We start from the raw sequence: 12460 nt of genomic DNA on the forward strand, positions 1-12460 counted from the left end.
CGAGTGACGGCGACCCCGTCCCCGGCGTGCCTGCCGTCGGTGGCCTCCCGGCGCTGCGACCCTGACCGGGTGAGCACCCCGTCCCGGCCCACCCGCGGCCGTCCCGCGTCCCGTTCCCGGACGACCGGCTCCGCGGCCGGCCGGACCCGCGGCGGGGTGCGCGACGCGGGCGTCGCCGAGCGCGGCGGGTCCCGCGACGGCGGTGCCCCGGATCGGGGGGCGTCCCGTGACGCGGGTGCCACCGAGCGCGGCCGGTCCCGTGACGGCGGTGTCGCCGACCGCAGCCGGCCCCGTGACGCGGGTGCCGCGGAGCGTGACCGGTCCCGCGACGGTGCTGCGACCGGGCGCGGCCGGTCCCGTGGCACGGCCCGCGCGGGCGGTCCCGGCGGGCGACCGGAACGCGGCGGCACCGGACACGGTCTGGACCGGCTGCGGGTGCTGCTCGCCTCGACGATGGGGGCGGTGCTGGCCGGCTACACGATGCTGGTACCGGTCGCCGCACTGCTCACCGGCACCGGCGGTGCCCCGGTCACCGCGGACGGCGCGCTCGCCGCGGCGGTCCCCATGTGGCTGGCCGCCCACCAGATCCCGATCGCGCTGGACGGGCATCCGCTCGGCGTCCTCCCGCTGCTGCCGACGATCGTGGTCGTCGTGCTGGTCGGCTGCTTCTCGCGCTGGGCGGTGCGCCGGCTCGGCGGGCGGGTCCGGCACGACGCGGGAGCCGTGGTCGCGAGCCAGGCCGGCGCCGCGGCGGCCGTCGCCGTGCTGGCCGGTGCGCTGCTGCCGCGGGAGATGGCGGTCACCGCGCCGTGGGCGTCGCTGGTCGGCGCCGGGCTGATCGGCGGCACCGCCGCCGGGGTCGGCGTCGTCCACGCCTGCGGGCTCCCGGTGGCCTGGCGCCGGGTGTTGGCGGGCTGGCCGGGGGTGGCGCTGGCCGGGATCCGGGTGGCGGCCACCGGCCTGCTGCTCACCGCCGCGCTCGTGCTGACCGCGGCGCTGCTTCTCACCGCGCCCGCAGTGACCGACATCGCCCTGCGGCTCGGCCCCGGGATGGGCGCCGCGACCGGGGTGCTCGTGCTGACCGTGGGCTACCTGCCGAACGCGCTCGTCGGCGCGCTGTCCTGGACGAGCGGGCCGGGCGTGACGATCGGCGTCGCCACCTCCGGGCCGCTGGCCGCCGAACCCGGCCCGATGCCGCCGTTCCCGCTCACCGCGGTCCTCCCGGTGACGGCCGTCCCGACCGCCGCACCGCTGGTGCTGCTGCTCCCGGTGGCGGTGGGCGTGCTGACCGGGCTGGCCTGCCGGCGTGCGCTGCCGGCCGGTGCCCCCACCGCGGACCGGATCGCCGCGCCGGTGACGGCGGCCGCCGTCAGCGCCGTCGGGGCGGCGGTACTCGCCACCGTGGCCGGTGGCCCGCTCGGCGGCGGCCCGTACGACCCGGTGTCCTTTCACCCCGGTGCCCTCTTCGGGGCGGTGCTGCTCCTGGTCGGTCTGCCCGCGCTGCTCACCTGCGCCGGGCCGGAGCTGGCCCGGCACGTCCCGATGGGCAGCGCGTCCGGTCGCCGTCCGGCCGCGCGCCCAGCGCCCGCGCGATCCCGCGGTGCGCGCCAGGGCCGCTCGGCCACGGTCGGTGACCTCGTCGAACGGCACCGCACCTCGGGCTCCGGGGCCCCCGGCCGGGCGTCGGCCGCGACCCCGGCCGGGCGTTCGACCGACGACCCGGATCCGGGCAGCGCCACCGACCACAGCACCGATCACGACAGCACCGATCACGACAGCACCGATCACGACAGCACCGATCACGACAGCACCGGCCAGGACAGCGCCGACCACAGCGCCACCGATCGCGACAGCCCCGACGACGACAGTGCCGACCACAGCAGTGCCGACCACAGCAGTGCCGACCACAGCACCACCGATCGCGACAGCGCCGACGACGACAGCCCCGACCACAGCACCACCGACGGCGACAGTCCCGACCGCGACAGCCCCGACCACGACAGGTGACCACCGCGCCACCGACAACGGCAGCACCGCCGATCCCGACGACCACGGGGTGGCCGGCAGCCACGGCGACACCGGCGGTCGCGGCACCACCGGCACCCCCGGCGAACCGGGCGGCGAGCCGGACCACTGACCGCCGCCGGATCTCCCGCCCGGACAGGGCCCCGGCACCGCCCGGCGGGCCCCCGCCTACCCTGGCCTGTGCAGCGGGACGGCCCGCGGGGCGATGTCGAGGGAGAGCAGTGGGCGCGGACGAACAGCCGGTGACCGGCCGGTTCCGGATCGTCGTCCTGATCTCGGGCGGCGGGACCCTGCTCCAGGCACTGCTCGACGCGGCGGGCCCGGAGTTCGCAGTGGTCGCGGTCGGCGCGGACCGGCCAGGGGCCTCCGGGCTGGACCGGGCACGCGCCGCCGGCCTGCCCACCTTCGTCGAACGGGTCGGTGACCATCCCGACCGCGCGGCATGGAACCGGGCGCTCGCCGCCGCCGTGACGGCACACCGACCGGACCTCGTCGTCGGGGCCGGCTTCATGAAGCTCGTCGCACCGGCTTTCCTGGACGCGCTCGGATGCCCGATGCTGAACACGCACCCGGCCCTGCTGCCGGCGTTCCCCGGCGCGCACGCGGTGCGTGACGCGCTGGCCGCCGGGGTGGACGTCACCGGCGCGACCGTGCACGAGGTCGATGCGGGACTGGACACCGGGCCGGTGCTCGCGCAGGCGGAGGTGCCGGTACTCCCGGGCGACGACGAGACCGTCCTGCACGAGCGGATCAAGACCGAGGAACGACGGCTGCTGGTCGGGACGGTGCGGCGGCTCGCCGCATCGGGGACCACCGCCTCCGAACCCACGAGGTGAACATGAGTGAGCGCAGGCCGGTCCGCCGGGCCCTGATCAGCGTCTACGACAAGGCCGGGCTGCTGGACCTGGCGACCGGTCTGCACGCCGCGGGGGTGGAGATCGTCTCGACCGGCTCGACCGCCGCGCGGATCGCCGACGCCGGCGTGCCGGTCACCGCGGTCGAGGAGGTCACCGGGTTCCCGGAGTGCTTCGACGGCCGGGTGAAGACCCTGCACCCGCGGGTGCACGCCGGGCTGCTCGCCGACACCCGCAAGCCCGAGCACGTCGACCAGCTGGAGCAGCTGGGCATCGCGCCGTTCGACCTGCTGGTGTCCAACCTGTACCCGTTCCGGGAGACGGTGGCCTCCGGCGCCGGCCGGGACGAGATCGTCGAGCAGATCGACATCGGCGGTCCGGCGATGGTGCGGGCGTCGGCGAAGAACCACGACAGCGTCGCCGTCGTGGTCGACCCGGCCCGGTACGACTGGGTGCTGGAGCAGGTCGCCGCGGGCGGGTTCGTGATCGAGGACCGGCGCGGGCTGGCGGCCGAGGCGTTCCGGCATACCGCGGGCTACGACGTCGCGGTGGCGTCCTGGATGGGCGGCGAGCTGGCGCCCGAGCAGGACGCCGGGCCGTTCCCGACCTGGATCGGCGCCACCTGGAACCGCGAGCGGTCGCTGCGCTACGGCGAGAACCCGCACCAGGCCGCCGCGCTCTACACCGACGGCGCCCCCGGCCTCGCCGGTGCCGAGCAGCTGCACGGCAAGGAGATGTCCTACAACAACTTCGTCGACGCCGACGCCGCCTGGCGGGCCGCGCACGACCACGGCGACCAGCCGACCGTCGCGGTGATCAAGCACGCGAACCCGTGCGGCATCGCGGTCGGCACCGACGTCGCGCAGGCGCACCGCAAGGCCAACGCCACCGACCCGGTGTCCGCCTTCGGCGGCGTGATCGCGGTCAACGGCGAGGTCTCGGTGGAGCTGGCCGAGCAGGTCGCGGAGATCTTCACCGAGGTGGTGGTCGCCCCCTCCTACGCCGACGGTGCGCTGGAGGTGCTGTCGCGCAAGAAGAACGTCCGCCTGCTGCGGATCCCCGGCGAGGTCGCCCGATCCGGGGTGGAGCTGCGGCCGATCTCCGGCGGGGTGCTCGTCCAGCAGCGCGACCTGGTCGACGCCGACGGTGACGACCCGGCGGCGTGGAAGCTCGTCACCGGCGACCCGGTCGCCGAGGAGACGCTCGCCGACCTGGCGTTCGCCTGGCGCGCCTGCCGCGCGGTGAAGTCGAACGCGATCCTGCTCGCGCACGACGGCGCCGCGGTCGGGGTCGGCATGGGCCAGGTCAACCGGGTGGACGCGGCCAAGCTCGCGGTGCAGCGGGCCGGTGACCGGGCGCGCGGCTCGGTCGCGGCCTCGGATGCGTTCTTCCCGTTCCCGGACGGGCTGGAGGTGCTGCTCGACGCCGGCGTCGCCGCCGTCGTGCAGCCCGGCGGATCGGTGCGCGACGAGCAGGTGATCGCCGCCTGCGCGAAGGCGGGCGTCCCGATGTACCTGACCGGGACCCGGCACTTCGCGCACTGACCTCGTCCCCCGGCCATCGGCCCGGGTCGCCGCGGGCGGCCCGGGCCGCGCCGTGTCCGGGGTCCGTGAGCCGCCCGGCCGAAACTGTCGGGGTGCCGTGCGACGGTGCTCCGCATCGGCCCGGGCATCCCCCGACCGGGGGCTGTGCAGCGCCGGGCCGGGCCCTATGATTCGAACGTAAGTTCGATCACGCGCCGTCTTCCCCACGGCGCGCCGGACAGGTTCCGGCCGGTCAGCTGACCGGCCACGGTGCGTGGAGCGGGGGAGGTCCGTGCAGTGGTGGGCCGTGCAGTGGTGAGCGCAGTGGATGCCGGTGCGGGTGGGGGCCCGGAGCCGGTGTTCGACCCGGCGGAGGTGTCGGGCCCGGTGATCGGCGCCGGGTACACGGGGACGGACGGGGAGCCCGTCCCCGTGGGCCGCGCCGGTCCCGGGGATGCCGGGCCCCGCGCACCGGTCGGTGCGTCACCCGCGGACCGGCTGGCCGCAGCGCGGCGGGTGCTGCACCGGATGGAGGCCCGGGTGGATCCGGAGCGGTCCCGGCCGCGCGGGGTCCCCCGCACCGGGCCCGCGCGCCCGGCGGGTACCGCGACAGGTGCCGGGACAGGTCCCGCCGCAGGGATCGACGACGCGCCGGGCGATCCGGTGCTGCCGGTGCCCGGCCCGCTGTCCGGGCTGCTGCCCGGGGGTGGATTGCGCCGCGGCTCCACGGTCGCGGTCGGCGCCGGGTCCGGCGCCGGATCGCTGCTGTTCGCCCTGCTGGCCGCGGCCTCCGCGGAGGGCGCCTGGGCCGGGGTGGTCGGCCGTCCGGGCCTGGGGGCGACGGCGGCGGCCGAGAGCGGTGTCCGGCTGGACCGGCTGGCGCTGGTCCCGGACCCGGGGATCGACGTGGTGCCGGTCGCCGCGGCCCTGCTCGACGGGCTGGATCTGGTCGTGGTGGCGGGCCCGGAGCGGGCCGGGCTGCGCGCGGCGGACCGGCAGCGGCTGGCGGCCCGCGCCCGGCAGCGCGGGGCGGTGCTGCTGGCGCTGGGCCCCTGGCCGGGGGCGGACCTGCGGCTGCACTGCGAGCGGGCGCGCTGGGAAGGGGCCGGCCGGGGGACGGGCCGGCTCCGGTCGCGCCGGGTGGAGGTGCGCGCGCACGGCCGCGGGATCGGGCCGGCGGGGTGGGGCGTCGAGGTGCTGCTGCCGGGCCCGGGCGGGACCGTCGTCGAGGCCCCGGCCGGTCCCGGAACCGCCGTCGCACCGGCCGGGCAGGCCGCGCCGGCCGGACTGTCCGCGCCGGCCGGACTGTCCGCGCCGGCCGCGCCGGCCGCACCGCCCGGGCCGGCCGCTGCGGTGCGGGTGGCCGGATGAGCGCCGCGGCCCGGGTGCTCGCGGTCTGGTCCCCGGACTGGCCGGTCACTGCGGCGGCCCGGGCCGCGCACGTGCCGGTGCACCGTCCGGCGGCGGTGCTCCACGCCAACCGGGTGCTGGCCTGCTCGGCGACCGCCCGTAGGCACGGGGTGCGCCGCGGGCTGCGGCGGCGCGAGGCACAGGCCCGCTGCCCGGGGCTCGCGGTGCTCGCGCCGGATCCCGGCCGGGACGCCCGGCTGTTCGAGCCGGTTGTGGCGGCGGTCGAGGAACTCGCCCCCGGCGTCGAGGTGGTCCGGCCCGGGCTGCTGGTGCTGCCCGCGCGCGGCCCGGTCGGCTGGTTCGGCGGCGAGCGGGCCGCGGTGGAACGGCTGATCGACCAGGTCGCGCTGCGGGCCGCCACCGAGTGCCAGATCGGCATCGCGGACGGGATGTTCGCCGCCGGGCTCGCGGCCCGCCGCGGGCGCGGGGTGCCGGCGGGCCGGTCGGCGGAGTTCCTGGCCCCGCTGGAGGTCGCCGAGCTGGACCGGGATCCGGATGTCGACCGGTCCGCGCTGGTCGATCTGCTGCGCCGGCTCGGCCTGCGGTCGCTGGGGGCGTTCGCGGAGCTCGCCGAGGCCGACGTCGCCTCCCGGTTCGGTGCCGACGCGGTGGCCGCGCACCGGCTGGCCCGGGGCCTCGATCCGCGGCCCCCGGCCCGCCGGGTGCCGCCGGAGGAGCTGGCCGCGGCGATCGAGCTGGATCCGCCGGTGGACCGGGTGGACGCGGCCGCGTTCGCCGCCCGCGGGCTGGCGACCCGGCTGCACGAGGCGCTCGCCGGGCACGGTCTGGCCTGCACCCGGCTCGGGGTGCACGCACGCACCGAGAGCGGGGAGGAGCTGCTGCGGGTCTGGCGGTGCGCCGAGCCGCTGACCCCGGGCGGCACGGTCGACCGGGTGCGCTGGCAGCTCGACTCGTGGCTCGGGCGCGGCGGCTCGGGCACGCTCGTCGCGCTGCGCCTGACCCCGGAGGACACGGTGCAGGCCGGCGCGCTGCAACGCGGGCTGTGGGGCGACGTCGGCGAGTCCGACGAGCGGGCCGGGCGGGCGCTGGTCCGGGTGCAGGCGCTGCTCGGCCCGGAGGCGGTGCTCACCGCGGTCCCGGTCGGTGGGCGGGACCCGGGCGAACGGGTCCGGCTGGTGCCCTGGGGGGAGGAGCGGACCCCCGGGGGCGCGGGCGCCTCACCGAAGGACCCGCCGCCGTCCTGGCCGGGGCGGTTGCCCGCGCCGTCCCCGGCGACGGTGCCGCCGGAGCCGGTGCCGGTCCGGCTGCTCGCGGCCGGCGGCACCGAGGTGCACCCGGCCGCCCCGGACCTGCTCGACGGTGTCCCGCACCGGATCTCCGGGGGCGGCGGCCCGGACCGGGAGATCACCGGGTGGGCAGGCCCCTGGCCGGTCGGGGCCCGCTGGTGGGTGCCGGGGGACCCCGGCCCGGCGGTGCGGGTGCAGGCCGTCCTCGCCGACGGGACGGCGCTGCTGCTGATGCACCGGGCCGGTGGCTGGGCGGTGGCCGGTGTCTACGACTGAGGCGCCGCCGGCCGGGCGGGCCCGGCCCGGCGGCTCACCTTGCCGGCACCCCGGACAGGTCCACCGCGAACCGGCCGATCGCCGAGCCCATCGCGGTGAGGTTGCGGTCCAGCGCCGTGCGGTCGATGTTGGTCAGCCGGTCGCAGGCGGTGTGGTAGCAGGGATCGAACGACTGGCCCGCCGCGCCGCCCCACTTCTGCGCCTGCTCCGGGGTCTTCTGCTCCTCGGCACCGGTGAACAGGCCCCCCGCCGGGATCCCGGCGTCGATGAAGGGCCCGTAGTCCGAGCGGCCGTCGAAGGCGGTCCCCTCCGGGCCGGTCACACCGGCGGCGACGAGCGCCTCGGTCAGCACCCGCTCCGCGGTGTCCGAGCCGGGCGGCCCGGGCTCGCCGCCGAGCCCGTCGGAGTCGTCGCCGTCGTAGACGAGGTAGGCCGGGTTCGGGGAGGCGACCATGTCGAAGTTCAGATACAGCGCGATCCGGGCCCGATCCTCGTCGGAGAGCCCCTCGACGTACCGCGCCGCACCGACCAGGCCGATCTCCTCGGCGCCCCACCAGGCGAAACGCACCTTCTGCGCCGCGGGCGGGGTGGCGCCGAGCTGCTGCGCGACCTCCAGCAGCGCCGCGCTGCCGCTGCCGTTGTCGTTGATGCCGGCCCCCTCGGGCGCCGAGTCCAGGTGCGCCCCGGCGACCAGCACCCGGTCCGGGTCGCCGGTCGTCGTCTCGGCGATCACGTTGCGCGAGGTCTGCTGCTCGATCGTCGTGTCCAGCAGCAGGGTCGCCTGCTGCCCGTCCTGCAGTTCCTCGCCCGCGGACCGGGTCACCGATGCGGTCGGGACCACCTCCGGGGTGTCGCCGAGGGTGGCGGGCAGCGCGGCGTCCTCGGTGTTCACGATGATCACCGCACCGGCCCCGGCCGCCCCGGCCAGCTGGGACTTCTGCCCGAACGGGCAGACCCCCCGCTCGACGACGGCGATCGCCCCGGCCGGCATCCCGGCGTAGTCCTCCGCCTCGCAGCCCGGGGTCGGGTCCTGCGGGGTGCGCGCCCGCACGGACAGCGGCGCGGTCAGCCCGCCGGGCGGGGTGGCGGGGGAGAAGCTGAGCACCTCGGTGGGGACGGGCGCCTCCGCGACCGTCAGCCGGGCGTCGTTCGAGGTGAAGGTGCGGACGTCGAACGAGGGGGTCTGCACCTCGAACCCGGCCTCGCGCAGCTCGCCCACCACGTAGTCGAGGCTCGCGTCGTAGCCGGAGGTGCCGACCGCGCGGTTGCCGTCGTTCGCGTCGGCGATGCGCTCGAACTCCTGCAGGTGGGCGTAGGCGGCGTCGGCGCTGACCGCGGCGGCGAGCCGCTCCGGCAGACCGGGATCGGCCTGGCCGGCGCCGGCAGCGCCGGTGTCCAGGGTCGCCGCCGCGCCGGGCCCGGCGGGCACATTGGCGCACGCCGCCAGCGCGGCCGCGGTGATCCCGGCACCGAGCACGCGTGCCCATCGGCGGCCGGTGCGCCGCCCCGGTGCGCCCGCTGCTCCTGTCGTTCCCCTCGTTCCCGACCGCATGGCCCCCCACCCCCGCTGCCCGGCCCGGCGCCGGTCGTCGTCCGTGCCGTCCACAACGGCCGAGCATCCGGCATCGGGTGTGGACACGCCGTGAAACGGCGATCACGACACGGTAGCGGTGATCGGCCGTCCGGGCCTGCCACGACCGGCGCGGGCGGGGCCGGTCAGCCTGTCCGCGTGCTGTCCACGGCCTATCCACGGTCGGATCTCAGCCGTCCCACAGGTTCGGCTGGTGGAATCGGATCCGTCGGCGGGGAGCGACCCGCCGACGGATCCGAGGGCCTTCCGAGTGGCCCCGCGGCCCGGCGCTGGGGAGCGGCCGGTGTCGCGGAGGAGCTCGGTACCGCCGTGCGGGGCCGGCCGGTGCTGGGGAGCTGCCGGCCGGTCCCCGCACGGCTGCTCCGCTGCCCCGGCGCTCCCGGTCAGTGCACGGCGTGGGGCGGCGCGCCGTCGGCCACCGTCCGGTGCTCCTCCATCGCCTCGCTGTGCGCGACGAGTGCCTCGTAGTCGACCGCGGCGCCGCGCAGCAGCGTCTCCACGAGCTTCTCGGCCTCGGCATCGCTGAGGTGGGTGTCCTCAAACAGCGCGCGGTAGTACACCAGGGAGCCGAGCAGGTCGAGGATCAGTTCGCGATCGGTGTCGGGGCGCAGCGCCCCGGCTGCGACGGCCCGATCGAGCATCGCGCCGACGGCCGTGCGGGGCGGGTCGAACACGATCCGCATGTACTGCGCGCGCAGCTCCGGATCGCCGGAACACTCGGCGAACAGTGAGCCGAGTACGTCCGGGCGGATGGCCCGGAACTCGGCGAGGAACACCGCCAGGCCTTCGCCGAAGTCGCACAGCGTGCAACCGGTGTCCGGGGACTCCGGCAGGTCGAGCCGGGCGGCGATGGCGGCGAGCGCCAGCCGGGCCCGGCCGCTCCAGCGCCGGTAGATCGCCGGGCGGGTCGTGCCGGCCCGGCGGGCGACCTCCTCCAGGGAGAGGGCGCCGTATCCGGACTCGTCGAGCAGGATCAGGGTCGCGTCGAGCACGGCCCTGTCGATGTGTGGATCGCGGGGGCGCCCGCTCGACCGGGACACGGCCGTCCTGCCGGCCGTCATGTCGTGGGTGGCCTTCTCCTGGGCATGTCCTCACCGTAACCCGGTTGCGTTCCGGGACGGATCGTAACGATCCGCGCCGGAATCCTCTGGACGCGCCACCGCGACGCCGTTACATTACAAGACAGATCGTAATATAACTAGCCGGAGGTGGCCCGATGCAGCAACATCCGATCCGGCTGGCGGTCATCGTCGGCAGTACCCGGCACGGGCGGTTCGCGCCGACGGTGGCGGACTGGGTGGCCGGGCACGCCCGCCGGCGAGCAGCGCTGGAGATCGACGTCGTCGACCTGGCACGCGTCGCGCTCCCCGAGGTACTCGGGGGCGAACACGATCCGGTCCCCGATCCGGTGGCGAAGCTGGCCACTCGGTTGGCTGCCGCGGACGCCTTCCTCGTCGTGACGCCGGAGTACAACCACAGCTTCCCGGCGGCGCTGAAGACCGCGATCGACTGGTTCTTCGACGAGTGGGCGGCGAAGCCGGTCGGGTTCGTGTCCTACGGCGGGATGGGCGGTGGACTCCGCGCGGTGGAGGCGTTGCGGCTGGTCTTCGCCGAACTGCACGCCGCGACCGTCCGTGACGTGGTCAGTTTCCACTTCCGCGACTGGCCGTTCCCGTTCGAACCGGTCGATCCCGGCACCGCCGCGGCGCTGGACGGGCTGCTCGACCAACTGGGCTGGTGGGCCGAGGCCCTGCGGACCCACCGGGATCGGGTCCCCTACTCCCGGTCGGCCTGACAGGGCCGGTCGTCCACACACCGAACAACCGCACGTGAGGAGAAGGCCGATGCCCGACCCGACCTGCACCGATCCGGTCGCCGGGGGTTCTCCCGGCGCGGGAGGCCACTGATGACTGCCCGACCGGAACCGGAGGGTGTCGCCGCGGACGGGCGCGCCGGCTGGCGGGAGTGGCTCGGCCTGGCCGTGCTGCTGCTGCCGGTGCTGGTGCTGGCGTCCGATCTGACGGTGCTCTTCCTGGCCATGCCCTCGATCGCCGCGGACCTGCAGCCCGGTGCGGCACAGATGCTGTGGATCCTGCACGTGTACGGCTTCCTGGTCGGCGGGTTCCTGGTCACGATGGGACGCCTGGCCGACCGGGTCGGGCGGCGCCGGCTGCTGCTGCTCGGCGCGGCCGCCTTCGCCGTACTCTCGCTGGTGGCCGCGTACTCGACCGGCCCTGAGATGCTCATCGTGGTCCGGGCCCTGCTCGGCGTGGCCGGTGCGGCCTTGATGCCACCGGCCTTTGCGCTGCTGCGCAGCATGTTCCGCGACGACGGGCAGCGCCGGTTCGCGATCGCCGTGCTGTTCGTCGGCTTCTCCGCGGGTGGTGCGGTCGGGCCGCTGCTCGGCGGCGTCCTGCTCGAGTACTTCCACTGGGGATCGGTGTTCCTGGTCAACGTTCCCCCGTTGCTGATCCTGCTCGCGGTCGGGCGGTCGCTACTGCCGGAGTACCGGGAGCCGGCCGTGCGACGGCTGGACCCGCTCAGCGTCGTTCTCTCCGTGGGGGCCGTGCTGTTGCTGGTGTACGGCCTGCAGGAGCTCGCCGCGGCCGTCGAGGAGGTCGAGCCGGTGACGGCTCTGCCACCCTTGGCCGTGACGGTTGCCGGGGCGGGACTGCTGGCCGCCTTCGTGCATCGCCAGTCGCGGCTGCCGGACCCGCTCCTGGACCTGGAACTGTTCCGGGACCGCCGGTTCGGGACCTCGGTCGGCATGGTGTTGGTGATCGGTATCGCTGTGGTGGGGTCGTTCTACCTGTTCACCCAGTACCTGCAGTGGGTGCTCGGTCTGAGCCCGCTCGCGGCGGGGCTGTGGACGGTGCCCTACATCGTCCTGAACATCGCCGGTGCGCTGGCTGCCCCGGCACTCGTGCCCCGGTTCGGCCAGGTCACCGTGATCGCCGGCGGCCTGGCCGTGACGGCGGCCGGCATGTGGCTCGTCGCGATCCTGGCCGGCGGTGTTTCCGCACCCGTCGTCGTGGGTGCCGTCGCGCTCGTGGGCCTGGGACACGGCGTGGCGATCGCCCTGGTCAGCGATCTGATCATCTCGACGCCGCCGGCGGAGCGTGCTGGGTCCGCCGCCGCGATCCAGGAGGTCGGCGGTGAGCTGGGGACAGCTCTGGGCGTGGCGGTCGGCGGCACCGTCGGTGTGGTCGCTTACCGGGCCGTGCTCTCCGGCGCACTGCCGGCCGCGATCCCGCAACCGGTCGCGGACGAGGCGCGGGAGAGCATGCCCGCCGCGCTGGCGGTCGCCGAGCGGATGCCCGAGCTGGGGACCGAGCTGATCGCGGCGGCCCGGGACGCCTTCACCGGCGGGCTACGGACCGGTGCGGTCGTCGGGGCGGTGATCGCGACGGCGGCGGCACTGCTGGTACCGGTACTTCTCCGCTCGGCGACCCCGGCACGGGAGGTCGCTGATGACTGCTCCTGAGGCGGCTCCGCCGCCGCCGACCTGGCCTGCCTGGGCCGCACTGCCGGTGT

9 protein-coding genes are annotated in these 12460 nt (G+C 76.4%); 7 read left to right on the top strand and 2 right to left on the bottom strand.

Features of this window, described 5'->3' with window-relative positions; genetic code table 11:
• Positions 1-69: 69 nt before the first annotated feature.
• The 5 genes from ABZ881_RS15370 (at position 70) to ABZ881_RS15390 (ending at position 7335) form a co-directional block, all read left to right on the top strand.
• Positions 70-2007, top strand: coding sequence for a DUF6350 family protein (locus ABZ881_RS15370; protein ID WP_358485022.1), 1938 nt, complete (start codon positions 70-72; stop codon positions 2005-2007).
• Between the two features lie 239 nt (positions 2008-2246).
• Positions 2247-2861 (top strand): phosphoribosylglycinamide formyltransferase, encoded by a 615-nt coding sequence (gene purN / locus ABZ881_RS15375; protein ID WP_358485024.1) that lies wholly within the window; start codon positions 2247-2249, stop codon positions 2859-2861.
• Positions 2862-2863: 2 nt separating this feature from the next.
• On the top strand, positions 2864-4423 hold the full coding sequence (gene purH, locus ABZ881_RS15380) for a bifunctional phosphoribosylaminoimidazolecarboxamide formyltransferase/IMP cyclohydrolase (RefSeq protein ID WP_344029063.1): 1560 nt from the start codon (positions 2864-2866) through the stop codon (positions 4421-4423).
• 294 nt (positions 4424-4717) lie between these two features.
• The gene (locus ABZ881_RS15385; RefSeq protein ID WP_358485026.1) at positions 4718-5773 is read left to right on the top strand and encodes a hypothetical protein; all 1056 of its coding nucleotides are present in this window, start codon (positions 4718-4720) and stop codon (positions 5771-5773) included.
• Positions 5770-7335, top strand: a complete 1566-nt coding sequence (locus ABZ881_RS15390; RefSeq protein WP_358485027.1) for a DNA polymerase Y family protein — start codon at positions 5770-5772, stop codon at positions 7333-7335. Before ABZ881_RS15385 ends, ABZ881_RS15390 begins: the two co-directional genes overlap by 4 nt.
• Positions 7336-7369: 34 nt before the next feature.
• Here ABZ881_RS15390 and ABZ881_RS15395 read toward each other — a convergent pair whose 3' ends face one another.
• Both ABZ881_RS15395 and ABZ881_RS15400 read right to left on the bottom strand, forming a co-directional pair.
• Complete coding sequence (locus ABZ881_RS15395) at positions 7370-8812, bottom strand: M28 family peptidase (protein ID WP_358485029.1); 1443 nt, start codon at positions 8810-8812, stop codon at positions 7370-7372.
• Positions 8813-9309: 497 nt separating this feature from the next.
• Positions 9310-9918 (bottom strand): TetR/AcrR family transcriptional regulator, encoded by a 609-nt coding sequence (locus ABZ881_RS15400; RefSeq protein WP_358485031.1) that lies wholly within the window; start codon positions 9916-9918, stop codon positions 9310-9312.
• Positions 9919-10142: 224 nt separating this feature from the next.
• Here ABZ881_RS15400 and ABZ881_RS15405 point away from each other — a divergent pair, with 224 nt between their 5' ends.
• A complete protein-coding gene (locus ABZ881_RS15405; protein WP_358485033.1) occupies positions 10143-10721 on the top strand; it encodes an NAD(P)H-dependent oxidoreductase in 579 nt (192 codons plus the stop codon).
• Positions 10722-10832: 111 nt separating this feature from the next.
• Positions 10833-12410: an MFS transporter gene (locus tag ABZ881_RS15410; protein WP_358485034.1), complete on the top strand. Its 1578-nt coding sequence runs from the start codon at positions 10833-10835 to the stop codon at positions 12408-12410.
• Positions 12411-12460: the final 50 nt, after the last annotated feature.

It is taken from the genome of Pseudonocardia sp. NPDC046786 (assembly GCF_040645415.1).
In the GTDB taxonomy this organism is placed as follows: domain Bacteria; phylum Actinomycetota; class Actinomycetes; order Mycobacteriales; family Pseudonocardiaceae; genus Pseudonocardia; species Pseudonocardia kongjuensis.

Bases quoted from the DNA above. Each gene is read 5' to 3' on its own strand.
- purH (WP_344029063.1), top strand. From the start codon at position 2,864: ATGAGTGAGCGCAGGCCGGTCCGCCGGGCCCTGATCAGCGTCTACGAC.
- ABZ881_RS15390 (WP_358485027.1), top strand. From the start codon at position 5,770: ATGAGCGCCGCGGCCCGGGTGCTCGCGGTCTGGTCCCCGGACTGGCCG.
- ABZ881_RS15405 (WP_358485033.1), top strand. From the start codon at position 10,143: ATGCAGCAACATCCGATCCGGCTGGCGGTCATCGTCGGCAGTACCCGG.
- ABZ881_RS15410 (WP_358485034.1), top strand. From the start codon at position 10,833: ATGACTGCCCGACCGGAACCGGAGGGTGTCGCCGCGGACGGGCGCGCC.